Source organism: Pseudoalteromonas sp. G5_S1_54_S4 (assembly GCF_054968565.1).
The window spans coordinates 57,435-83,217 of sequence record NZ_JBQKUL010000009.1 but is presented as its reverse complement, the minus strand read 5'-3'; the positions used below and the strand labels follow the sequence as shown (position 1 = coordinate 83,217).

At 37.8% G+C, this 25,783-nt stretch carries 18 protein-coding genes; 7 read left to right on the top strand and 11 right to left on the bottom strand.

Features of this window, described 5'->3' with window-relative positions; translation table 11 throughout:
* Positions 1-18 precede the first annotated feature (18 nt).
* Positions 19-906: a LysR family transcriptional regulator gene (locus ACTRWE_RS05940; protein WP_462879649.1), complete on the bottom strand. Its 888-nt coding sequence runs from the start codon at positions 904-906 to the stop codon at positions 19-21.
* A gap of 71 nt (positions 907-977) precedes the next feature.
* Between ACTRWE_RS05940 and ACTRWE_RS05935 the strand changes: the two genes are divergently transcribed.
* Both ACTRWE_RS05935 and ACTRWE_RS05930 read left to right on the top strand, forming a co-directional pair.
* On the top strand, positions 978-1,349 hold the full coding sequence (locus tag ACTRWE_RS05935) for an MBL fold metallo-hydrolase (protein ID WP_462879648.1): 372 nt from the start codon (positions 978-980) through the stop codon (positions 1,347-1,349).
* Positions 1,350-1,390: 41 nt separating this feature from the next.
* Entirely contained in the window at positions 1,391-1,873 is a 483-nt protein-coding gene (locus tag ACTRWE_RS05930) for a hypothetical protein (RefSeq protein WP_462879646.1), read from the top strand.
* Positions 1,874-1,948: 75 nt separating this feature from the next.
* On the opposite strand, the gene ACTRWE_RS05925 is transcribed toward ACTRWE_RS05930, so the two are convergent.
* The 5 genes from ACTRWE_RS05925 to ACTRWE_RS05905 all read right to left on the bottom strand — a co-directional run bounded on the left by ACTRWE_RS05925 (position 1,949) and on the right by ACTRWE_RS05905 (position 10,700).
* Complete coding sequence (locus tag ACTRWE_RS05925; protein WP_462879644.1) at positions 1,949-2,746, bottom strand: DODA-type extradiol aromatic ring-opening family dioxygenase; 798 nt, start codon at positions 2,744-2,746, stop codon at positions 1,949-1,951.
* A 105-nt stretch (positions 2,747-2,851) separates the two neighbouring features.
* Positions 2,852-4,321, bottom strand: coding sequence for a DNA recombination protein RmuC (locus ACTRWE_RS05920; protein WP_462879643.1), 1,470 nt, complete (start codon positions 4,319-4,321; stop codon positions 2,852-2,854).
* 589 nt (positions 4,322-4,910) lie between these two features.
* The gene (locus ACTRWE_RS05915; protein WP_462879642.1) at positions 4,911-8,057 is read right to left on the bottom strand and encodes a DEAD/DEAH box helicase; all 3,147 of its coding nucleotides are present in this window, start codon (positions 8,055-8,057) and stop codon (positions 4,911-4,913) included.
* Positions 8,058-8,483: 426 nt separating this feature from the next.
* The gene (locus ACTRWE_RS05910; protein WP_462879641.1) at positions 8,484-9,446 is read right to left on the bottom strand and encodes a transcriptional regulator; all 963 of its coding nucleotides are present in this window, start codon (positions 9,444-9,446) and stop codon (positions 8,484-8,486) included.
* A gap of 15 nt (positions 9,447-9,461) precedes the next feature.
* Complete coding sequence (locus ACTRWE_RS05905) at positions 9,462-10,700, bottom strand: AAA family ATPase (protein WP_033103177.1); 1,239 nt, start codon at positions 10,698-10,700, stop codon at positions 9,462-9,464.
* 773 nt (positions 10,701-11,473) lie between these two features.
* Between ACTRWE_RS05905 and ACTRWE_RS05900 the strand changes: the two genes are divergently transcribed.
* Positions 11,474-12,688: a hypothetical protein gene (locus ACTRWE_RS05900; protein ID WP_013463357.1), complete on the top strand. Its 1,215-nt coding sequence runs from the start codon at positions 11,474-11,476 to the stop codon at positions 12,686-12,688.
* 62 nt (positions 12,689-12,750) lie between these two features.
* On the opposite strand, the gene ACTRWE_RS05895 is transcribed toward ACTRWE_RS05900, so the two are convergent.
* Positions 12,751-13,626 carry a DNA replication terminus site-binding protein gene (locus ACTRWE_RS05895; RefSeq protein ID WP_462879640.1) on the bottom strand — a complete coding sequence of 292 codons (876 nt, stop codon included), beginning with the start codon at positions 13,624-13,626 and terminating at the stop codon, positions 12,751-12,753.
* A gap of 591 nt (positions 13,627-14,217) precedes the next feature.
* Between ACTRWE_RS05895 and ACTRWE_RS05890 the strand changes: the two genes are divergently transcribed.
* Positions 14,218-15,567, top strand: coding sequence for a class II 3-deoxy-7-phosphoheptulonate synthase (locus tag ACTRWE_RS05890; protein WP_024602472.1), 1,350 nt, complete (start codon positions 14,218-14,220; stop codon positions 15,565-15,567).
* A gap of 90 nt (positions 15,568-15,657) precedes the next feature.
* Here the strand turns inward: ACTRWE_RS05890 and ppsR are convergent, their stop codons facing one another.
* Positions 15,658-16,467, bottom strand: a complete 810-nt coding sequence (ppsR, locus tag ACTRWE_RS05885; protein WP_008464475.1) for a posphoenolpyruvate synthetase regulatory kinase/phosphorylase PpsR — start codon at positions 16,465-16,467, stop codon at positions 15,658-15,660.
* A gap of 154 nt (positions 16,468-16,621) precedes the next feature.
* On the opposite strand from ppsR, the gene ppsA reads away from it, so the two are divergent.
* Positions 16,622-18,997 (top strand): phosphoenolpyruvate synthase, encoded by a 2,376-nt coding sequence (ppsA, locus tag ACTRWE_RS05880; RefSeq protein ID WP_462879639.1) that lies wholly within the window; start codon positions 16,622-16,624, stop codon positions 18,995-18,997.
* A 47-nt stretch (positions 18,998-19,044) separates the two neighbouring features.
* Here the strand turns inward: ppsA and ACTRWE_RS05875 are convergent, their stop codons facing one another.
* Positions 19,045-19,263, bottom strand: a complete 219-nt coding sequence (locus ACTRWE_RS05875; RefSeq protein WP_013463352.1) for a PGPGW domain-containing protein — start codon at positions 19,261-19,263, stop codon at positions 19,045-19,047.
* Between the two features lie 144 nt (positions 19,264-19,407).
* Between ACTRWE_RS05875 and ydiJ the strand changes: the two genes are divergently transcribed.
* Positions 19,408-22,455 (top strand): D-2-hydroxyglutarate dehydrogenase YdiJ, encoded by a 3,048-nt coding sequence (gene ydiJ, locus ACTRWE_RS05870; RefSeq protein ID WP_462879638.1) that lies wholly within the window; start codon positions 19,408-19,410, stop codon positions 22,453-22,455.
* 72 nt (positions 22,456-22,527) lie between these two features.
* Here ydiJ and ACTRWE_RS05865 read toward each other — a convergent pair whose 3' ends face one another.
* A complete protein-coding gene (locus ACTRWE_RS05865; RefSeq protein ID WP_462879637.1) occupies positions 22,528-23,727 on the bottom strand; it encodes a cation:proton antiporter in 1,200 nt (399 codons plus the stop codon).
* Positions 23,727-24,938, bottom strand: coding sequence for a tyrosine-type recombinase/integrase (locus tag ACTRWE_RS05860; RefSeq protein ID WP_462879635.1), 1,212 nt, complete (start codon positions 24,936-24,938; stop codon positions 23,727-23,729). The genes ACTRWE_RS05865 and ACTRWE_RS05860 overlap by 1 nt, the downstream gene beginning before the upstream one ends.
* 140 nt (positions 24,939-25,078) lie before the next feature.
* Between ACTRWE_RS05860 and ACTRWE_RS05855 the strand changes: the two genes are divergently transcribed.
* A complete protein-coding gene (locus ACTRWE_RS05855; protein WP_008108715.1) occupies positions 25,079-25,642 on the top strand; it encodes a lipid-binding SYLF domain-containing protein in 564 nt (187 codons plus the stop codon).
* Positions 25,643-25,783 lie beyond the last annotated feature (141 nt).

The window sequence follows — 25,783 nt, the reverse complement described above, 5'->3', positions numbered from 1 at the left end:
CCAAACTTTTATAATTAATTACCATGCTGGATTTTTAAATTCTTCACTGAGGGTGTCGATTAGTGCTCTTACTGTTGATGATAAATGCTGACGAGAAGGGTAAAGCACATATATTTTCATTGGATTTAGTGTCCATGGCGCTAATACACGCTGCAAGCGACCATCCAGTATATATTGATTTGCCAAATACGTAGGCTGCACTGAAATACCACCACCTGCTATGGCTGCATGAAGTAATGTGGTGGCCTCGTTTGCACTTAAATTACATTTAACATCAACCGATTGAAACTCATCCCCGTTGTGTAAATGCCAAATATATCGGTCAAAGTTTTTATAGCCTAAACATTGATGAGTGCTTAACTGTTGTGGTGTCGTTATTGGCGGATAATCTGCAAGGTAGCCGGCTGAGGCCACTAATATAGATTCACACTCGGCAATAGGTTTACCTATTAACGAAGGATCAGGATTGGCTGCAATACGTATTGCCAAATCAACACGTTGCTCTATTAGATCTGTGGTTGAGTCTTCAAGATCTATGTCTATTTGCACGCTAGGGTGACGTTTCATAAAGCGTGTAAATATAGGGGCTAATTGTGCAAAACCTAACGACATACTGGTCGCTACTCGTATTTTACCTGACAACTGTTGCTGGCTTTTAGTTTGTTCAACTAAACGGTTAGCCTGTGCTAACCATTGCTCTATTTCGGGTAAACAGGCCTCGCCAGCGGTGGTAAGTGTAACTTTGCGGGTAGTTCGGTGTAGCAAACGAGTATTGAGCCATGCCTCTGCCGACTCAATATGACGAGTAACCATAGGGCGTGACATTTCAAGCCGATCGGCAGTGGCAGTAAAACTGCCTGAGTAGGCAACATCAACAAAAACCTGTGCTGCGGTGAGTTTATCCATAGTATTTGCACGATTTATGAAACAATGATGCTAATTATTGGTTGTTTTTCCGAACATATCAAACCTTTATTATGCTCGCATTAGCAACCAATGATGAGAATACCATGAACCTACGCACGCTTTTATTAAGCACACTATTAACCAGCAATATCGCTATTGCAGACGAAACCCCATTAACCCTTGATGTGTATAACGCTGACAACAATAGCTTTCATGTTAATGCCACGCTGGTTTATGGCCGTACCGATGCAATTTTAATTGATACCGGATTTACCAAAGCCGATGCACTGCGCATTGCCGCTAAAGTAATTGACTCTGGTAAACAACTAAAAACTATTTTTATTAGCCAAGCCGACCCTGATTACTACTTTGGCGCTGAAGTGTTACAACAGTTTTTCCTGAGGCAGAGGTTATTACTACGCCCGCAGTGCACCAAAAAATAGCAGCAAAGCTTAAAGGTAAACTTGCTTTCTGGACCCCAAAAATGGGTGAAAACGCACCAAAAAACCCAGTCGTACCTAAGGTATTTAATGGTAATAGCTTAAAAATAGAAGGCCATACCATTGAAATTCGTGGCACAGAGGGTGAGCATAATCATCGCCCATATTTATGGATCCCTGATAATAAAGCTATTTTAGGGAATGTGGCTGTATACGCTAATGTTCATTTATGGATGGCCGATGCACAAACTCAGGCAGAGCAAAATGCATGGGCAAAGCAACTTAATGAAATGAAAGCACTCAACCCTGACGTGGTGATCCCTGGGCATATGAAAGCAGGCACTCAATTAGATGCTGCAAATATTGATTTTTCAATCCAGTATTTAAAGGATTTTGCACACGCTAAGCAAAGTAGTGATAGCAGTAAGCTGCTGATAGATAAAATGACCAACTCATACCCAGAGGCTGTATTACCTATGGCTCTTAGCATTGGCGCTAAAGTTCATAAAGGCGAAATGAAATGGTAATTGCTTACGCTTAACCACTGTAATAAATACAGTAGAACCAAAAAACACGCCTAGCAAAGTCTGGCGTGTTTTTTATTATTGCCACAAATACATACTGGCTCGTTTATTGGCAATATTTAATTCAAATACCTCAGTGCTTGCACACATAGCAGCGCCATAGCATACATGTAGCGGTAACAAGTGCTCTTCTCTAGGGTGATTAAAGCGTGCAGCTGGAGCTTGCTGCCATGCTAATAATTGCTGTTCACGCTGTTGCTCGGTTAATGTTTGATCTGCGATTGTGCTTACCAACCAAGTTTCAAATGCCTGATTTTGCTGGTTAACATCGTTTGATTGAGTAACACCAAAAGCGCGCATATTATGGAAGGTAAAGCCTGAGCCTATAATTAATAAGTTATCGTAATCAATACGTTGCAACGCTTTACCAATTTCAACATGCAACAGCGGATCAAGGCTTGGGTGCAAGGATATTTGCACACAGGGAATATCGGCCTCTGGATACATAATTTTTAACGGTACAAACATACCGTGATCAAAACCACGCTGTGGATCGAGTTTTGAGTCAATATTATGTGTTGCGAGCGCTTGTTGTACTAAATTAGCAAGTTGCGGCTGGCCAGTACAAGGGTAAGTTAATTGGTACGCCTGCTCAGGAAAACCATAGTAATCGTAAATAAGCGGCGGTGAAGAGTGCGCCGTTATACTAATTGGTTGAGCTTCCCAATGTGCGCTGACCATTAAAATAGCAGAAGGCTTTGGGATTGTAGCGGCAACCTGTTCTAAACAGGCTCGCATTTCTGCATGGTTGAAATCACCTAGTAATGGCATTGGGCCGCCACCATGAGAAATGAAAAAAACAGTTGGGCGTTGCATGTGGTTAATCCTAAAGGACAGATATTATTATAGTGCCTGCGCAGTTAGTAAATAACTAGCCACATAAACGCACAACCTCAGTGCGCAAATATTATATGTGGTGTTTTATTCATCAAGCTCTAAGTGAGCGCGTTCAACGCTTTCTTGAGGTAACTCTTTTTGCACCGATACACCCAGCTCTTTAAATTCTGAGGCTTGTTTAATTAAGTTACCTTTACCACGGTATAACTGAGAAAATGCTTTATCGTAGGTTTCTTTGGCTTTATCGAGCTGTTTACCCACCCCTTCCATACTGGTTAAAAAGCCGTTGAGCTTACTGTAAAAACGCTCAGCACGATTAGCCAGCTCTTTTGAATATTTAGTTTGCTCTTCAAAGCGCCACAACTGCTTAACAATATTTAAACTGGTTAGCAGGGTAGTAGGAGTAGCAACCAAAATATTTTTTTCGATTGCTTGCTGGTAAATGTCGCTTTGGTATTTGAGTGCTTCTACAAAGGCGGATTCAATCGGTACAAACATAATAACAACCTCAGGCGAGTTTATCCCTGGTAAACGGTCATACGATTTACTGGCCAACTCATTTATACGGGCAGTTACGGCATTTACATGCTCTTTAATCGCTTGTTGAGATTCCAGCTCTGTTTCGGCATTTACATAACGGGTATAGGCATTTAACGATGTTTTTGCATCAATCACTAAGTGGCGACCTTGAGGTAAATACACCACAACATCAGGGCGCAAACGGCCGTCTTCGGTATTAAACGACACTTCGCGTTTATAGTCTGTGCCAGCTCGAAGTCCTGCGCTATCAAGCACGTTTTCAAGCATTAACTCGCCCCAATTACCTTGGGTTTTCTTTTGCCCTTGTAAGGCATTGCTTAGCTTGTCAGCCTGCTCGGTAATGGCTTGGCTTTTGGCTTGTAAATGCAATAGCTCGGTTTTAAGTGCTGCACGTTGTTTTAAATCTTCAACGTGAATAGATTCCATTTTATCTCGAAAGCCTTTTAGCTCACCTTGAACCGGCTTGAGTAACTGCTCTATGCTTTCTTGATTGAGAGTTTTAAATTTTTGCGATTTTTCTTCTAAGATTTGATTGGCTAAATTTTCGAATTCTTTTTTAAGCGTTTCTTTACTTTGCTCTATTTGGGCGAGTTGCTCGCTAAAATGTTGCTGTTTTTGCTCAAGAGTGGTGCGTATATTATTAAGCTCTACGTCGCGTAGGTTATATTGCTCGCGCAGGGCGGTTAGCTCGGCTTCGGTTTTACGCCAATATTGATTATAAAGTTGGCTTTGTTTTTCTTGCTCAGTTAATCGCGTTTTAAAATGTTGCGCCTGATCACGTTGCTCTTGATGAGTAAGCCCTAACAAGTCGTGCTCTTCCACTAAAGAGGCATATTGATTTTGCGTATGCTCATACTGGCTTTGTAATAACAATAACTGTTGTTGCTGCTCACTCACTTGGCGCTTTATTTTTTTGCTTAACTGGACTGATACAACGCTGAAAATAGCCATACCGGCTATAGCGCCAGTACCAACACTTAACCAATCTAAATGGGATAAAAACGAAGTAAACATAGAATAAACTTTTAAAATTTAGTGACATGCCATCATAGCGAATTACGCTCTTTAGCAGTAGGGTAAAACACTAAATTAAGCGCATAAAAAAAGCCAGCTAGTAAAGCTGGCTCAATATTACTAAATTAGTAATCAAACAGGGAAATCAACATGAAACTTGTAAAACAACATATCAACTACAAGCATAATAGTAGACGCGCTGCATTTAAATTAGTTCAAAATAATTTTAAAAAAGTTGAATTTGAGGCATAAAAAAAGCCAGCTAATAAAGCTGGCTCAATATTACTAAATTAGTAATCAAACAGGGAAATCAACATGAAACTTGTATAACAACACATCAACTACAAGCATATTAATAGACCCAGCTATTATTGATTAGTTCAAAAATATTTTAAATAAAATAGTTTAAAATATTCAGGCAAAAAAAAGCCAGCACATAACTGGCTGGCTTAATCATTACTATGTCTAGTAACTACTATATGGGATATCAACATGAAAGCTTGGAGAAACTGCAATTTAACCAAGCATATTAATAGACGCCCACAATTTAAATAAGTTCAAAAACTCGTCATGATTTTTTAAAATTATTTTAGCTTTTAATTAAAGACAGCATTTGTTGTTCGTCAAACTGGGTAAAACTCATTGATTTTTCAGTAAATAATGCATCTACAAGCGCTTGCTTATCTTGCTGCATTTGAAATACTTTTTGTTCAATAGAGTTAGCCATAATTAGTTTATAAACAAACACTGGGTTTGTTTGCCCAATTCGATAAGCACGATCGGTGGCTTGTTTTTCAACGGCTGGGTTCCACCATGGATCAAAATGAATAACGGTGTCGGCTTGGGTTAAATTAAGCCCTGTACCACCGGCTTTTAAGCTAATTAAAAACACGGAAGTGTTACCACTAGTGAATTCGTCTATTACTTTATCGCGATGACGCGTTTGCCCAGTTAGCATACTAAAATTAATATTTAGCTCATTTAAACGCTCGGCAATTAAATCAAGGGCAGAGGTAAACTGGCTAAATATAATCACTTTTCGGCCAAGGCTAAGCATTAAAGGTAAATGGCTTGATAACCATTCTAACTTAGCACTAGCAGCGTCGGTTTCTGGCTCAATAAGTTTAGGATGACAACATATTTGGCGAAGTTTTAATAGTGCCTCTAGAAAGGCGAGTTTACTTTTTTGCACGCCTTGCTCGGCAAATAAATCAATGAGTTTTTCTTCAAGCGCATGTGTTATGCCTTGGTACATGTCTTTTTGTTTAGGCTCAAACTCAAACTCTTTAACAAGCTCCGTTTTTTGCGGCAGTTCTTGAGCTACTTGGGCTTTAGTACGGCGCAAAATAAACGGCATAATTAACGCTTTTAACTGCTCTGCACGCTCAATGTTACTTTCGCGCTCAATAGGACCTTGAAAGTGCTGCTTAAAGTGCGCCTGGGAACCTAATAGCGAAGGCATAGCAAAATCGAGTAACGACTTTAATTCAAATAAATTGTTCTCAATTGGGGTACCGCTTAAGCAAAGCTTAAAGTCGGCATTCAAACGTTTAACTAACCGCGATACCTGTGCCGTATCATTTTTAATATACTGCGCTTCATCAAGAATAATGTTTTCAAAATACAGTGGCGAATAATAAGCAATGTCACGTTTTAATAACGGATAGGTGGTTAATATACACTGTGCTTGTGCCAAATGCTGCAACGAATCATTACGGTGTGCACCAAAAATAGTGGTGACTTTTAAGTTTTTAGCAAACTTGTTAATTTCGTTTTGCCAATTACTCACTAAGCTTGTTGGGCAAACAATAAGCGTAGGGCCAGCCTGCGGAGTATTATAAGAACTGGCTAAATAAGCAATCACCTGCAAAGTTTTACCCAAGCCCATATCGTCCGCTAAAATACCACCTAGCTGATTACGCTTTAAAAAGTTAAGCCAAGCTACGCCTTCTTGCTGATACTCTCTTAATACTACAGAATCGTGTAAGCCATGAATGGCAGTGTTAGGTGATAGCAGTGCATCGTTATTTAGTTCATCAAGGTAACGCTCTAGTGACGGGTCATGTAGCTCTACATTAATAGCTGTGTGCTGAACTAATTCAGGTAAGTATGAAAGCGGAATGTTAAATTCGTCACGGGTTTTAATAAATTCAAACCGCAGTTTAAACTCAATTAATAAATTAAACGCTGCTTTATCAATAACCCCAAATTGACGGCCAACAGGGTAGTAATAAAATAATTCACTTTGACGGTTTAACGATTCATAAAGTTTATTATTTACATTTAATAGGGTAGCTACTTTGGTATCGTTTAGCATTACTTTACTATGCATTTGATGATTTGCAGCTCTGTTTACATGCAATGAGATTTGGCTTTTAGTATCAGCAACATTAACTTTGCTCATTGATACTTGCCAACCGCGTTGTTTAAAGCTGGGAAGTACCTCGTGAACTAGCCAATGTAAGTGAATAGCCGATTCCTGACTAAAAATAAACTCGCTGTGTAAACCCCCTTTACAAAAATCGAAGCCTAAGTTGACTAACTCATTGGTAACGGTGTTTTCAAAGGCGCTATTAATTAACTTTGCAGGCGCGGTGCCCGCTAAATAGTTTTTATTTTTATACTTAAACGATAACGAAATAGCCATTACTGAGCCCGACATGCTGACTTTAAGTATGGCATTACTCAACGACTTAACAGGCGTGCTTGGTGTATTAGTAGGGTGGGGAATAACACCTACACCAAAGTTATCAGCAAGCTGCTTATAAATTCGGTCAAAGTTTGTATCGTGCAGCGCCGGTATAGTTTGTAAGTGCGCAATTTCATCAGCACTGAGGGGCGTACGAATACGGCCTAATTTATATTTATCTAAATCTAAGTAGATAGGCGGCGTTGTTTTAATTAACGCCCAATTAGGAATTTGATCCAAGTGAATTTTTAACTGGGTTACCTCTTTTTGTTTTTCCCAAACAAAGTTAAGAGGTAAACCAGGTTGCGCTTTAATAGGTACTCGAGAGCGTTGTAAAAATAATCTGTCTGTGGCTAGTAATTGCTGCAGCGCATTAAAACCCCATTGACCTTTAAGCTCAATATTACCGACCGCATTTTGCGATCGGATCCAGCTATATAATCTAAAATCACTTTCGAGCAAATCGCTAGGGGTTACAAAACTATTAAGCTGTTGCTCAGTTAAATTTCGCCCAAGTGCATAATTATTATTTTTATCGTAGTTGGCAATTTTAGGGGTTAAAAATACTTTGTTGTTTTCTATGTCTAATACAAACAGTAATACTTGCGAGGGTTGAGCTTGGTCGGTGTTTTTAAGTGCGCTTAGTTCACTAAACCAATCATTAATAAAATAATCTTCACCGTACTCACCAGAATGCTCAATTTTAAGCTTTAACAAAATAGCGGCCAAATGGCGGCATTTAGTTTTAACATTACAGGTACAGTGGGTATCGACCGAATAACCAGTTGGTAATTTACTGATCTCAATACGTTGGTTGAACGCGATTCCTTTATCACCTTGCACCGTAGAGTCAACCACAGAAAAATCTGCATTATGTTCTAACCAACTGATTTGGCCGTTTTTATAGTACGATTTTCCTTTGGCCAACACCGCGGGTTTAAATAATTTTTTTATGAATCGCTCAGAAAGAGGAAACTGAGTAGCCTGCTCATTTTTAATTTCTTCAAAAATAGCCATTAAATCATTTTTTGATAAGTTAGCAGACATGTCACTCAAAGTATTAAAATTTAAAAACAATTTTTCCAGTATATGCCTTATCAGCGCTGAGCTAAAGCAATATTATTTTTAAAATAAACTGGTTGGATCTGATTGGTTAGTAAAAAATTGGTTTATAGCGAATTGGCGATCATTGTTTAATTTTGCTCACTAAAAAAGCACGTTTAAATTACAAAATAAAAACAATTAATTAACTTTAAAAGGAGGTTTAGTTAGGCTTAGATCAGGTTTTTACTAACAAGGTGAAAAATGGCATTAAAAGGAGGTGTTTAGTTAGTAAAAATATGATCCTTGATGGTTTAGGCCATGTTTTTAGCCTTTTTATGCCACTAAAGATCAGATTTTTACCAACTAAAAAAGAGGTCTAGATCATGATTTAACTAACCCAACCCCTTTTACAGATCACGATATTACTAACTAATTAAAGGCACTTAATAGCTTAGTAAGTTGCTCTAAGCGCTTGTCTGTCATCACTTTATTATTTATTTTAATTGAAACGTCACCACTTTTAAGGTTACGTTGCACACTAATAAAGTCATTTTCTAAAACCGCTTCACGTTTTGATGCTGTTTTAGGCTCTGCAGTTAGATATTTAGTAATTAGCATAGCGCGCTTGTCGTCGGCTTCTAAGGCGTTAATTTCATCATTGCTGGCAAGTGCAACAACTAACTCGTTAAATGCTTCCTCATCGCGCTCCTTTGCGTTAATCAGCTTTTTAGCAACTTCTCTACCAACATGATTAGCTGTTGGGTAAAGGGCTATAACATCTGCAGATATTTGCTCATACGCTTTTATCGCATCAGCAATCGCTGTATGCGATACCCCTTCAATAACAGCAATTTCACGGTACGAGCCTTTTTTGCCTTGTTGAATAAGATCGTTTCTAGTTTGCTGATACGCTTGACCCAACTCCCAAAGACTAGGGGCAATGTATTGATCTGATGAAACCGCAAGTACTTTGGCATCTTGCTCGCTAAAGTCACTAGAACTCAATACGAGGTAGTCTGCGCCACCTAAAATACAGGCTTTACGACGTCTAGAGCCAGCTAATACAAGGCTCATATCACCTTGCTCCCACAATAGGGCAGGGTGCTGATTACGGCCATCTTCTTTAATAGCAGGAAGAATATCTGCGACTGACTTTTCGTTTAAAAGCGCTTGTACGCGACGATTTTTACCATAAACTTGGGTCGATTTTTCAATCTCGTTGTGAGCAATCACTTTACAAACAAGCGTTATTTCCCGATTAGGATCACTAGGAGCAGGCATACGAATAACATCGCCTGCATTGGCTTGCTCTAAAAGGGCATCTAAGCTACTACTGCCAACAGCGGTTGCAAAGGGATCTAAGCGGGTGTCATTTTTACGTTTTTTAGCCATTTTTAGTCAACATCCTTACTTAGGCGTATTTAATTTAGATTGAGTGGATTGCCAATTAGAACGAATTAGCATTTCGAGTTCATCAACTACATCTTTGATATTTTCTTGTGCGCGCATTAATGACTCTCTACTTGCTAAGCTGTCAGATGCTTTTTGGTCAAAAATAGTATTGAACGACGATGAACTGGCGGTAATTGCTGAACTATGATTAATAGGATAGCTCATTACTTGGCGGCCAAAAGCACTACGAACATCTTTAACTATGTCACGTTGTGAATGATTGCCTTTCACATAATTGGTAACTAAAAATTGCATAAAGTCCCAACCATCATGGCCAAGAGCGGCAACGGTATGATAAATCTCACCTAAACGTTTTAAATATTTATTATTTGCATCAAAGTCTACCGCTTCAGGGTGAACCGGAATTAGCATCGCCGTTGAAGCCATTAATGCATTGTAAAACATAAAGTTAAGCGTTGGCGCTGTATCAATTAAAAGAATATCAAACTCATCTTTTACCGGCTCTATCACGCGTTCTAGTAGTTTGTGATAATGACGTGTTTGCTCATAATTGGAGGTGTCTTTGAGTAATGTTGCTGTTTCGTGCTCAAAATAAAAGTCATCCATACCTGATGGTAAAACACGAATATTAGGAATATGTGTTGGTAAAAAAGAGTTAGACACAAATTCAGGCCATGTTTCACCTTCATCAAGGTCAATGCAGTCACGCATCAAATCACCAACGGTAATTGGATCGGGCTCTGAAGATGGGAAAAAGCTTGATGATGACCCTTGAGGATCTAAATCAATTATACCGATACGGTAACGTTTAATGTTAGTAGTAGCGAGTGCAGCAGCAATGTTAACCATGCTTGTTGTTTTACCACAACCACCTTTTAATGAGTTAATAACAATAACTTGGAGTTTGTCTGTTGATGCGCGGTGATCAGGCTGTATGTCCATAATATCAGCCATAGCAAAAATATTAACTAAGGTGTAGGCATAGTGGCCGTTTGCACCGCGTTTTATATTTAAATCGTCAAAGTCACCATTGTCATGGCGTCTTTTTAAGGTACGATTATTACAGCCAAGTAAATCAGCTGCTGCTTTTTGGGTGTAAGTTCTTAATTCTTTTTCTTCAGATTTAAGATGGGCGCGATAATGTTGGATACGTCCTTCTAGTGATTTTTCAGCAACTTCTGCGGTTGCTTTCAAAAGTCGATAAGTATCTAGCGCGTTTTTATTGATAGACATACTTTATTCCTCAAAGTTAGGTGTTTAGTATAATGTCCATTCAATTAGCTGTAAACAACTATTTAAGGCGACATGTCTTTTAAATACATGACATATAAAATAATTTTTAACCCTTTAAGATTGCTTAGTATAAATAAAGAAGTTTAAGTATGGTTAAATATATAAGGTATTAAAGGCTAAGGGTGTAAAATACATATATAACATAATGATTTATATAAATAATATTAAAAATAGTGGATCAGTATTGTACGTGGTTAAGATCAGATCCTTATCTACTTGCAGATCAGCTTTTTACTAAGCGAATATTTACAATCCAAGTTACGCACAGGTTAAGCACTGAGTTACTCACAAACACCTACCTGTAGATCATATTTTTACTAAGTAAATTATAAAGTTATGCACTAAGCAATAGTGATAATGCATGGTTTAATTAGTATAGATCTGATCTGTAGTAAGTACAGATCAGATCTATGCTAACTCGAACTAAGCTTATCCACAGGGGGTTAATATTTTTATATAATTTGTCGTGTAAAATATAAAAAAAAACACTTTGTAATGGACAAAATTATTATTTAGTTAGTAAAAATTTGGCTTATCAACACTCAGTTAGTAAAAATGTGATCTGAAACCGCTTGTCTTAAGTTTTCCTTAGTAAAATAATGATCTGAGCATTTTATTTGAAGTCAGATCACTTTTATACTAACTTAAACATTTAACTTTTGTGGCTTTATGTGTTGTTATTAGCTGTCACAATAAAAACGGAAATAAAAACCATGAGCCGAAAGGTCAACATCTCGGTAGATAACTTGCCCGATACACTTAGGGGCCAAATTCACGGGGTGGAAAGTGCGATCGATAACGAAAGCCTAGCACTATTTACAGATAATAAAGATGTGCGAATTTCGATAGAAAATGCAGCCCATGGGTTACGCGCTTACTCTAACACATTTAACCATTATGATCTGTGGGGACGTTTTGTTCGCTCAGGCCACAAAAAGCTGCCACTTGAAGAAGCCCCTAAAAAAACCATCATTACGCGTAAGATATCTGAAAAAGTAGATGGTATTTTATATGATGGCGAAATAAAAATAACACCGGCTGTGGTCAGTACTCGTAAAGATGGCGAAGATGTAGAATATTTAGTGTGGCCATCAGATAGAGAAGAAAAAGTAGAGCGCGCATTAATTCGCCTAGCTTCAAAAGGTAAAATTGTAAAAATTAATTTTAAGTCCGGTATTCAATATGCCGTTGTGTTTTCTATGAACGAATTAGCACAAGAGCTTAAAGCGGTTGGCCAATCTATGCCATATCCGCAAATTAAAGAGTCGCTTGAAGCATTGCAAGGTTCTAAACTTTCTTTTAAATATTCTGCAACGGATACTAAAAATTCTGATATTGATGATTCGTTTTACGAGTCGAATATGAACTTTTTATCGTCTTTGCACTTTAGTGGTAAGAAAGGCCAAGGCGGAAACGTAAAATGTGTTGCGTGTTTAAATGCATTTGTACACAACATGATTGATAACCTTGAATACAAAGGTTATTACTTTAACAGTGCACAAGAATTAAAACGCGGATTATCGCGTTGGATGATGCTGCGTTTATATCATTTATGGCGTTATGCAGCACCAGGAAAAACCTACCATTTTAGATTACTTTCTATTATGGAAAAATATGGCTCTATTTACTCAACGGATGATATTACCGAAAATAAATTAAAAGCACTGCGTCGTGATATGACAACCACGATGAAAGATTTAATTGAAAAAGGAGCAATATCTGAATACAGCATTACCAATGTTAAAGATGATAAAACCGGCAACATAGTCGATTACACTTATGAAATGCATCCGTCTGATCAATTTTGTGATGAGATATTGGCATTAAATAAACACAATAAGCGTATTGAAATACAAGGCGGCAAACGCATTGTTGAGAATGCGGTATTGATTGATGAAGATAAGCTGGAAGAAATTGTAGAAAAGTAATTCTATTTATTTTTACCAACAAATATATTAAAGGCCACATAATGTGGCCTTTTTAACATAATTTATTTAGTTACTTGTTCTAAATATAATCGGTCCACTAGAAAATCATATTCGCGTTTTCGGGGATGCGATAAGGGTTTTTGGTAACACGGTAGTTCGCCAAATTTTACGTCGGGCTGTGGGTTAATTAGTATAAAAGGTAAAGCAGCACTAACATGATAGCGATTTTGTGCAGTGTACCTCACATTAACTTGAGGACTAACTCGAGTAGGGCGCCTAATTCGCAATTTTTCTTTTTCACCCAAACTGGCTACTCGAACCTGTTCTTGTGCAACCAGTGACTGCCATTTTTGCTGATCAATCATTCGCGGGTTTTTATAGCCTGCCGATTTTTCTAACATTTCAAGCGCCATTTTTTTTGTAAGTGTTTTGGTTGCGTGTTTATGCATCCAAGTAAAGCGAACAGAAAAAGGGGATTCAATTTCACTATGAATTTTACGATACGCCGCAAGCGTTATTAAATTTGGCATTGCATTATGCACCGCTTCAAATCGCGCGTCGTTATTATCTATTGCTAAAATACAATTTTTAAAAGCTGCTTTTGCACTATTTACCTGTGCTATGCGATCAATAATGGCTTGTTTATTCGCCTCTTTTATTACTAGCAAACCAGGGTGTCGCTTTAATACTCGGCTGCTTAGCCCTGGCTTTTTATACATATCTGAGAAAGCATTTAAAATTGCCTTATGTGCCAATTCCCCTGTTATTTTTGAAACGCTTATAGACTCAGGAATTATATTTTCTTCAGTACTACTAATCTCAGGTAATTGAAAATACTCTGCTTTAGCAAAGCCAACCTCTTTAAGCTCATCAATTAAGCTAAGTGTTAATTCATTAAGTAAATCAAACTGACTTCTTATTTGTACCTTTGTAACCATTAGCTACCTACCTAGAACACATCTTACTTGTCTACTATTTTCGCAAACAATTTTTTCTTTTGATAGTTATTTTTTAAATAACATGCTTTAGCTAAGATTTACAACAAGTTAAACTAAGTATGATGTGTTCTTAATTGGTTTTTTAAGTACTTTTGCTTCACATACTTTAAAGGAAATAATAGAAGGGGCGAGTTAAGGCACTGAGCTTTGCATGAAGCGCTAGCATAAATATTTAAAAGCGCATAATTGAGTAGCATTCTTTTTTAAAACCACCCGTAAAGATAAGATTACATAAGTGCAAATTAAGTATGATGTGTTCCTATTGCTATCTGTATCACCATCGCTTAGCTGTTAAGCTTCTACTCAAGCCATTATAATGCACACTCTACCTACTTAGATTATTGTTTTTAAATGTTTATTTATTTTTGCTTTATAAACTTGCTCATCAAAAGTAACTCAAAATAGGCTCTTAAATCTTATTAAAATTTAACTAATAACTAAATAATTAGTAAATAGTGTATTTAGTCCTTGAACAAAGCACACTGCATACGTTAATTTCATAACATCAGGTAATAGGAATGAGGAATGAACATGCAATCGTGGAACCCAAATAGCTGGAGAGAACTTCCAATACTGCAGCAACCACAGTACCCAGATCAAGACGTATTAAAGTCGGTAGAAAGCCAGTTGAAAAGTGCACCGCCTTTAGTATTTGCCGAAGAAACAAGAAGTTTATTTAAACAACTTGAAGACGTATGCGAAGGCCGTGCCTTTTTACTTCAAGGTGGAGATTGTGCAGAATCGTTTAGCGACTTTAATGCAGCTAATATTCGCGATACATTTAAAACCATCTTACAAATGGCTGTAGTATTAACCTATGGTGGAAAGTGCCCGGTTGTTAAAATTGCACGTATGGCAGGTCAATACGCTAAGCCACGTTCAGCCGACTTAGAAACAATAGACGGCGTTTCGTTGCCATCTTACCGTGGTGATATAGTAAATAACTTTGAGTTTACTGAAGAAGCACGTATTCCAGACCCTCAACGTTTAATGACTGCATATCATCACAGTGCGGCAACGCTAAATTTGCTACGCGCTTTTGCACAAGGTGGACTTGCCGACTTACATCAAGTTAACCGTTGGAACATGGGCTTTGTTGCTGCTAATCCACAAAAAGCAAAATACCAACAACTTGCAGACAAAATTCAAGACGCGTTAGAATTTATGGAAGTGTGTGGTATTAATTCAACTATAGCGCCAAGCTTAAAAGAAACTGATTTATACACGTCACACGAAGCGTTATTACTAGGCTACGAAGAAGCATTAACACGTAGAGACCATTTATCAGGTGACTGGTACGATTGTTCAGCACACTTTGTTTGGATTGGTGAACGTACTCGCCAGCTAGACCATGCTCATATTGAATTTTTTAAAGGTATTAAAAACCCAATTGGCGTTAAAGTTGGACCAGGTATGGATCCAGACGAGCTTATCCGTTTAATCGATGCGCTTAACCCGGATAATATCCCAGGCCGATTAACACTTATCACGCGCATGGGTGCGGATGTATTACCAGAGAAGTTACCTGCGCTGGTGCGTAAAGTACAGCAAGAAGGTCGCAAAGTAATTTGGAGCTCAGATCCAATGCATGGCAATACTGAAAAAGCCAGCTCAGGTTACAAAACGCGTAGCTTTGATAATATCATGCGCGAAATTAGCCAATTCTTTGCTGTTCATAAAGCAGAGGGTTCTTACGCAGGCGGTGTTCATTTAGAAATGACCGGCCAACATGTAACAGAGTGTACTGGCGGTGCATACGGTTTATCTGACGATGACCTTGCTCAGCGCTACAAAACACAATGTGACCCACGCTTAAATGCTGATCAAGTATTAGAGCTTGGATTTTTAGTAGCTGATTTACTAAAAGATGCGCGTAAATAATACCCGTTCATAAATACCAAAAGCCGCTTTTATTTAGCGGCTTTTTTGTGTATTAACTGTAATTACGCGCTTAAATCACACATTAGTTTGTTAGTACTTACGACGCTCAAGGCCTGTATCAGAAATGATTTTTGCTGAAATTTCTTCAACAGAATGATGAGTAGAATTTAAATGGGCAATTTTATGTTTTTTATACAGCATTTCAACTTCGCGCACTTCAATACGACACTGCCTGATTGATGCGTATTTTGAATTTGCCATGCGTCTGTCTCTTATTGCAGCCAAACGCTCTGGATCAATAGTTAAGCCAAACAGTTTATGCTTATAAGGCACTAAGCATTTTGGTAAACCTTCGCTTTCTAAGTCGTCTTCGGTTATCGGGTAATTGGCTGCTTTAATGCCATACTGCAACGCTAAATAAAGACTGGTGGGTGTTTTACCACTTCGACTAACGCCAACTAAAATAATATCAGCCTCCGCAAAGTTTTTAATGTTGCCACCATCATCATTCATCAACGCGTAATTAACGGCATCAATTCTAAAATCATAACTTTTTTCATGAATAGAGTGTGTTCTGTGTACTTTTGGTACTGGCGCCACATTTAATTCTTTTTCAATTTTTTCGCTATAGGTACTTAAAAAATCGTATGAAACTGCATCCGCTGAGCGAATAATCTCAGACAATTTATGATTCACAAAAGTAAAAAACACCAAAGGCTTTTCACCTTGCTTAGATGACGTAGCGTTAATAAGCGCTTTTATTTCATGCGCTTTTTCTTCAGTTTCTACAAAAGGGATTGTTTTATGATTAAATTCGACAGGGAATAAAGATAAAGTCGCATGACCAAACACTTCAGATGTGATTGCTGTGCCATCTGAAATATAAAACGCAGTTCTCATAAAGCCTCTTTTTTATTACATTTAATTTTAAAATCAGTGTATCACGGTTTACGTGGGGACGTTTGCCAGTGTAGAATGGTGGCGACCTTTATAAAAGGTTTTCTTTCTTAACTCTCACAGTTACTACTACAATTTGTTTTTTGGAGAAAGATCCGTGCAAGAATACGTTCTCTGGTATCAAGAGCTTGGTATGCAAGATGTTCCTCGAGTTGGCGGTAAAAATGCGTCACTTGGTGAAATGATTTCAAACTTAGCTAACGCAGGTGTGCAAGTCCCAGGTGGTTTTGCTACTACCTCAGACGCTTTTAACGAGTTTTTAGAACAATCAGGACTCAACGCAAAAATTCATGACATTTTAGATACACTCGATGTTGATGATGTAAACACACTCGCCAAAGTCGGCGCCGATATCCGCCAGTGGATTATCGATACCCCATTCCAACCTAGTCTAGACAAAGCAATCCGCGACGCATACAGCCAGCTACATGGCGACACAACTGCAGATGTTTCATTCGCTGTTCGTTCATCAGCAACCGCTGAAGATATGCCAGATGCCTCTTTTGCAGGCCAACAAGAAACGTTTTTAAACGTTGTTGGTATAGATTCTGTAATGACAGCCATCAAACACGTATTCGCTTCGTTATTTAACGACCGTGCAATTTCTTATCGTGTTCACCAAGGCTACGATCACCGTGGTGTTGCCTTATCGGCAGGTATTCAACGCATGGTTCGCTCAGATAAATCAGCATCAGGCGTTATGTTTAGTATTGATACTGAATCTGGTTTTGAAGATGTTGTATTTATTACATCAAGCTATGGTTTGGGTGAAATGGTTGTACAGGGTGCGGTAAATCCTGATGAATTTTATGTTCATAAACCAACGCTGCTTAAAAACAAGCCATCAGTAGTTCGTCGTAATATTGGCTCTAAAGCCATTCAAATGATTTACTCACAAGACAAAGCTCATGGCAAACAAGTAGAAATTGTTGACGTAGACTCAGCACTTTCAAACAAATTCTCGATTACAGATGAAGAAGTGCAAAACCTTGCCAAACAAGCTGTAATCATTGAAAAACATTACGGTCGTCCAATGGACATCGAATGGGCAAAAGATGGTAACGATGGCAAACTATATATAGTTCAAGCGCGTCCAGAAACAGTTCGTTCAAACGAAGACACTAACGTAATGGAACGCTTCCAACTAAATGGCAGCAGCAATGTTGTTGTTGAAGGCCGTGCAATTGGTCATAAAATTGGTAGTGGTGTTGTGCGTGTACTTGATTCAATCAAAGAGATGGACCAAGTACAAGTAGGTGACATTTTAGTTACCGATATGACCGACCCAGATTGGGAACCTATCATGAAGCGCGCGGCTGCGATTGTTACAAATCGTGGTGGCCGTACTTGTCATGCTGCGATTATTGCACGTGAGTTAGGTATTCCAGCCGTTGTTGGTTGTGGTAATGCAACAGACTTAATTAAAGCAGGTCAAGAAGTTACTGTATCATGTGCCGAAGGCGATACTGGTTTCATCTATGAAGGTATTTTAGACTTTGAAGTACTTACTTCACGTGTTGACGAAATGCCTGAACTTCCAATGAAAGTAATGATGAACGTAGGTAACCCGGATCGCGCATTCGATTTTGCACGTTTACCACATTCAGGTGTTGGCCTTGCGCGCGTTGAGTTTATCATCAACCGTATGATTGGTGTTCACCCTAAAGCATTATTAAATTTTGATGCACAAACTGATGCATTAAAAGCAGAAATCACTGACATGATTGCCGGTTACGAATCACCTGTTGAATTCTATATTGGTAAACTTGTTGAAGGTATTTCTACCCTAGGTTGTGCGTTTGCTCCAGAGCGTGTAATTGTTCGTATGTCTGATTTTAAATCAAACGAATACGCAAACTTAGTGGGCGGCCAGCAATACGAGCCAGAAGAAGAAAACCCAATGATTGGTTTCCGTGGTGCTGCGCGTTATATTTCTGAAGATTTCCGTGATTGTTTTGCCCTTGAGTGTGAAGCAATAAAACGCGTTAGAAATACTATGGATATGACTAACATTGAAATCATGATCCCATTCGTACGTACCCTTGAAGAAGGTAAACGCGTTATTGAATTACTTGAAGAGCATGGCCTTAAACGTGGCGAAAATGGTCTTAAAGTAATTATGATGTGTGAACTTCCGTCAAATGCATTAATGGCTGAAGAATTTTTAGAATACTTCGATGGTTTCTCTATCGGCTCTAACGATTTAACGCAGTTAACGCTTGGTCTTGACCGTGATTCAGGTTTAATTGCGCACTTATTTGATGAGCGCGACCCTGCAATCAAAAAGCTTCTTTCGATGGCTATTAAAACAGCAAAAGAAAAAGGTAAGTACGTAGGTATTTGTGGTCAAGGTCCTTCAGATCATGAAGATTTTGCTGCATGGTTAGTAGAGCAGGGCATTGATTCTGTCTCGCTTAACCCAGATACAGTACTAGAAACATGGTTATATTTAGCTGATAAACTCGCTAAATAAATTACCTTGTTAAAAAAATGCCAGCATCTGCTGGCATTTTTTATGGCTTAAAATGTGTGTTTTGCTAATTTTTTATCTAAATAAGCACATGAACGAGTAAGCGCTTTTTGACACCACGCTAAATAACCTCTCGCTTTTGGGTAATACATAGAAAAGCACAGTAAACCTGCAATAAAAAATATTAACGAGGGTCCAGGTACTACGGCAAATAGTAGCCCTAATAAAATAAACAGTGTCCCGCTGATCTGTATAAGTAGTTTTTTCATATAAACCTCATAGTAGGCGTTTAATTTGATTATAATTAGAGCTGCTCATATTACGATTAAAAGAGTGTTACAAACTGTAAAATCTTCAATTTCTATTAGCCATCACCATGATATAATTACACAAATGCATTAAAAAGCGCCGCCATGATAGCAACGATTACACAACAAGATGCCGCGACCGAATTGGTTGCAAACTACTTAAATACCATAAAAAATCAAGGGTTTACTGGAGATACAGACGCCAGTTATGCAACGAGGCTGACTGCATCAACCGATAACAGTATTTACCAGCAGCTTCCGCAAGGTGTTATTTTTCCAAAAAGTGAAAAAGACATTCAAATTGCCTTACAAACTGCATCTCATGATCCGTTTTTGTCGTTAACTTTTGGCCCGCGCGGCGGCGGAACAGGGACTAACGGACAATCTTTAACCCCAGGTATTGTGGTTGATTTATCACGTTACATGCGTGAAATCCTCGAAATAAATGTAGAAGAAGGTTGGGTACGAGTCCAAACTGGCGTGATAAAAGATCAACTTAACGACTTTTTGAAACCTTATGGATTTTTCTTTTCACCCGATTTATCTACCAGTAACCGCGCCACCATTGGCGGCATGATCAGTACAGATGCATCTGGCCAAGGTTCATTAGTTTATGGCAAAACAAGCGACCACGTTTTAGGGCTAACCACGTATTTAGTCGACGGCACAGCAATGTCTACCAGCCCAATAGATATAGAAAAAGCAAAAATAATTGCCGATCAAGATACTTTAATTGGTCAAATATACAAAACGATTTTAGATATTTCAATTAATGAACGCGACGCTATTTTAGCAAAATTCCCGCGGTTAAATCGCTTCTTAACTGGGTATGACCTAGAGCATGTGCTAAGTGAAGACTTACAAACTTTTGATATGAGTCGACTAATTACAGGCTCTGAAGGCTCATTAGGTATAGTCACTGAGGCGAAATTAAACCTAACACCCATTGCTGAATTTAAAACACTCATCAATATAAAATATGACAGTTTTGATTCTGCACTTCGCCATTCACCATTTTTGGTTGATGCCCGTGCTACCTCGGTTGAAACCGTTGACAGCAAAGTATTAAATCTCGCGCGTGAAGATATTATTTGGCATTCAGTATCGGACTTAATAACCGATGTACCAAATAAAGATATGCAAGGACTCAACATGGTTGAGTTTAATGCTGTATCACCACAAGACATAAAAGACAAAGTAGACACTTTATGTAAATTATTAGATGAGTGCGTTGAAAACCAAACTAATGGTGTTATTGGCTATCAGTTAACCAGCGATAAAAGCGATATACTAAAAATTTATGCAATGCGTAAAAAATCAGTGGGTTTATTAGGTAATGTAAAAGGAAGCCAAAAACCCCTCGCGTTTGCCGAGGATACTGCCGTCCCGCCTGAAAATTTAGCCGATTACATTGTTGAATTTAGAGCGCTACTTGATAGCCATAATTTACAATATGGTATGTTTGGCCATGTTGATGCCGGTGTATTACATGTTAGACCCGCGCTTGATATGTGTGACCCAGAACAAGAAAAATTACTACGCACAATTTCAGATGAGGTAGTAAAACTCACCGCTAAATACGGTGGATTAATGTGGGGCGAGCATGGTAAAGGCTACCGAAGTGAATACGGCCCTGAATTTTTTGGTGAGCATTTATTTACCCAATTACGCAAAATAAAATCTGTATTTGACCCAAACAATAAAATAAACCCTGGTAAAATATGCACACCTATTGAAAGTAAAGACTCACTAGTTAGTGTTGATGGGCAGAAACGTTCTTACTTCGATAAGCAAATTTCTATTGATGTTAAAACCAGTTTTAATAATGCAATGACCTGTAATGGTAACGGCTTGTGTTTTAATTATGATGAAAACTCGCCAATGTGCCCATCTTATAAAGTGACCGGCGATCGCCGTAATTCACCTAAAGGTCGCGCGGGTTTAATGCGTGAATGGTTACGACTTCAAGAATCGAAAGATGTTAATTTGCTTGAAGTAGAAAAAGAGCTAAACAAAGGTGAAGTGATCACCTGGTGGGAGCGTTTTGTTCATAGCCGTGAAAAAAATAAAGGCGTTTACGATTTTTCTCACGAAGTAAAAGCATCAATGGACGAATGTTTAGCATGTAAAGCGTGTACTACCGCTTGCCCAATAAAGGTAGATGTACCAACTTTTCGAGCTCGTTTTTTAAATTATTACCATAGTTATTATGCGCGCCCACTGAAAGATTATTTAGTGGGTAATATCGAAAATAGCGCACCGTTAATGGCAAAGTTTGCTCGGATTATTAACCCAATTGTAAAAACATCATTGGTTAGTAGCATTATTAAAAAAACGGTCGGTTATGTTGACACCCCGCAGCTAAGTATTCCAGCACTCGGTAAACGTATAAACAAAGCGCAAAAATTTGATTTAAATTTACTTAAAAAGTTAAGCGCCGATGAGCAAAATGAGTATGTACTCATTGTTCAAGACCCATTCACCAGCTTTTACGAAGCTGAATTGGTTGAGAGCTTTATTACACTGATCACACAGCTTGGAAAAAAACCCATGTTGTTACCATTTAAACCCAATGGTAAGCCTCAACATGTGAAAGGTTTTTTACATGAGTTTAAAGTGACAGCTAAAAATGCTGCAGAATTTCTAAATCAACTTAACGAAATCAATGCGCCATTAGTAGGTTTAGATGCGTCTTTGGTGATGTGTTATCGCGATGAATATAATACAATTTTAGAAAATAACCGTGGTGACTTTCATGTTCTACTTGCCCATGAATGGCTAGAAACACAATCGTTTAAACAGTTAACGGCTAAACAAAATTTAAATACTGAATTTACATTATTGAGCCACTGCACTGAAACAACCGCTTTACCAAAAGCGGCAAGTGTTTGGAAAACTATTTTTGATGAACTTGGTTTAACATTAAACACTACAAATACGGGTTGTTGTGGAATGGCAGGTACGTATGGCCACGAAGCACAAAACCAAGATAACTCTCGATCGCTTTACGAAATGAGTTGGAAACCTATTGTTGATAAAAATAAACCTGAGCAACTTTTATCAACGGGATTCTCATGTCGTAGCCAAGTTAAACGTTTTGAAAAGTTTAAACCCAAGCATCCAATAGAGTTACTGGCAAATGTACTTAGTTAATAATTTATTAATTGAGCTGAAAATAAAAAGGCGTAACTTATTATTAAGTACGCCTTTTTATTTTACTTATATTTATTTAGTTTTTTTAGCAAAACTGTCTGCAATGGGTTTTGTACTAATTCCATGTATAAATACACTAAATAAAATTGTAGTCATAGCAATGGTCGCAATTTGAAATTTATTTTCTATTTGTGTATCAATAACCATTAAAGTAAAAACAATCGAAGCCAATCCTCGCGGCCCAAACCAAGCAAACGTTAAACGCTCTTTTATTTTTAATGACGTAAATTGCAGTGACAACATAACAGGAATTATTCTGATCAGTGTTGTACTAAGTAGCGCATAAATCATTATTTCAGTATTTAATTTCGGGATTACTAAATAAGCACAAACAAAACCGAATAAACACCAAATCATTAAAGAGGAAAAGTCAGCTATATGCTCTGAGTCTTCAATCAGCTCTTTGTTTATTTTGGTGCTCGCGTATTTATCAAATAAAAGCCCCGCTACAAATACGGCAATAAATCCACTGCCATGAAAATATTGCGTAAGTGAAAATACAGCCATAGCAAAACCCAATAGTAAAAACGGGCTAGTGTTTTGGGCAAAGTAATGTCGCTTCATTGCAAAGTTTAAACACGGAATAAAAACAGCAATACTTGCGAATGCAATTAATAATGCAACTCCCAACTCTCTACCAAATACACTTAACGTTTGTGTTGCAGTAATTGAGGATTCAGGATTTTTTGCAAGCAGAATAAATATTAAAAATATAGGCACACATAAGCCATCGTTTAAGCCACTTTCAGTATTAATACCTTCTCTTATTTTTTCAGGCACTTTTGTATTACTTAATAACCCCTTACTTAACGCCGCATCGGTTGGGGTTAATATAATTGCGATAAGTGCTGCTTGAATTAATGAAAGCTCAGCAAATAAAAATAACGCGGTAGCAATCCCGAGTAATAGAGTTAATGGTAAGGCAACAAATAAAAGTAAACTTGGGTATTGAAAACTATGGCTTAATACTCCTAGTTTTGACTTTGCTGCATCGGTAAATAAAAAGATACTGAGCGTTAACTCTATAAAGGGCAGTAAAAACCGTAAGCCATTTTTAAAATTTTCACTTTCGTTCGGAGCTATCAATGCTAGCAGTATCCCCCCTATAACAAAAAACATCGGCCCAGTAATTTCTGTTTTTTCTAATTGGCGTAGTGTTATAGAATAAATTAAAAATAATGCACCAATAAAAGCAATAATTAAGTATTCCATTAAATCTTCCTTTTTATTCCAGACTTTGCCCGTTCTTTAATATTTGTTTGAATATATATTTGATCGGTTGTGGCTATTTTTGCGTGACCTAAATCTTCAGATAAATGCTTTAAAGGTCGAGTTTGTGCATCATGCGTTGCACCGGTATGTCGAAGCCAATGTGCAGTGGCCGCTTCTAATTGTTCCGCGTCATCTTTAAAGCCATCATCAAGTAATGACTGCTGAGCAATATTAAAACTTTGTTGTACTAAACGTCGAATTTGTCTTACGGTCATTCCACCTTGGCCACGAATTTTATGCACTAACGGGTCGGATTCGTCAACGCGGGGCAGGGCAGGTAAACCACGATATAACCGGTAGCGTTTTAAATACTTAAGAAAATCATCACTTAAAGTTACATCTCGTAATTTATTACCCTTACCCATTATACGTAAAAACCAAAAGCCATCGTTATCTTGCCAAAAATGAGACATAACAGGTGACCATTGTGGACGCTCTGATAATTCTGATATACGTAAATATAATCCTTTTAAACAGGCGAGGGTAAAAAGGTTTCTTTCATACTCTGGTTTTTGTTCGCATATATCTCGGGTAACGCCAAATACATATTCCCATTGAATATCACTTAATGTATCGGGGATTTGTATTTGCGATTGCACAACCAAGTAGGGACTATTTTTTTTAACAACAGGTACAAAATTAGCAAAGGTTTTTTCTTCTAAAATAGCGAATTTATAAAATACATTGAGGGCAGTAAACATAGCCGATAATGTTTGCTGACTAGCAATAGATTCTTTTAACATGAAAGGGCGCCAATTTTGATTTAACCGACGAATTCCTTGCTCATCTTTATAACGCCATTGAACAGATGTAGATGCCCATTTTTTATCCGGTTCAACCATAAAATCGACATAGGCTTCAATATCTTCACGCTTAAGTTCAAATACAGATTTTTCAGCTATAAGCCATGACCATAAATAAAAACGTTCCAACTCATTACGAAAACGACTATAGGTTGCCTCAGATTTTCGTCCATAAACATATAAAAACTGGTATAAAAAATTAAGATCAGCCTTTGATTCAGTTACAGTCAAGCTGACTTGCTGTATAAAATAGGCTAGTTCTGGATATTCTGATGAGAGTGTATTATCTTCAAGATGAGCTATTTGATAACGTAATTGTTTTAATGTATCGACCAGAGCAACAAGCATAATAGTAAAATATATAAGAAAATAATAGACTTATAGGTTAACCTTAAAGTCCGATACTGTCTAGTATTGGACATAATGAATTTTTGATATTTATGCTAAACGCAGATTTATTAACCATATACCTTATTAAAGGAAAAATCATGAAAAAATTACTTCTGTTGAGCATGTTAGTTATTAGCGTTTTATTAACAGGTTGCGCTACTACAGGCAGTGCTTCCCCTGGAGAAAAACGTGCTTTAGTACAAAGTATGAAATCGAATACATTAACTGCTCTATACGAAAAAAAACCAGATGTTAAAACTCAAATTGCAAACTCTGCCGGTTATGCTGTATTTGATAATGCCAATGTAAACGTTATTTTAGCCAGTTTTGGTGGTGGGTACGGTGTAGTAAAAAATAACCTAACCGGAAAATCTACCTATATGAATATGGGTGAAGCTGGTTTAGGCTTAGGTTTAGGTGTTAAAGATTTCAATATTGTGATGGTTTTTCACGATCAAGCAGCGTTAAATAGATTTATTAAACATGGTTGGGCGTTCGGTGGTAATGCCGATGCTGCTGCAAAATACCAAGATAAAGGTGGCGCTTTAGTTGCCGAAGCTATTGCTGACCAAGTTACTGTTTACTCTTTAACCGAAAGTGGCCTTGCACTGCAAGCTGTTTTAAAAGGTACTAAATTTTGGGTCGATTCTGAGCTAAATTAAGACCTCAAAACCCTATCATAAGTGGGCTAGTTTGTATGATTACGCCCACTTTAATTTAAATCCTGCAATTTAACATAACGTAATTTATGGGTTTTCAGCTATCAGCTATCAGCTATCAGCTATCAGCTATCAGCTATCAGC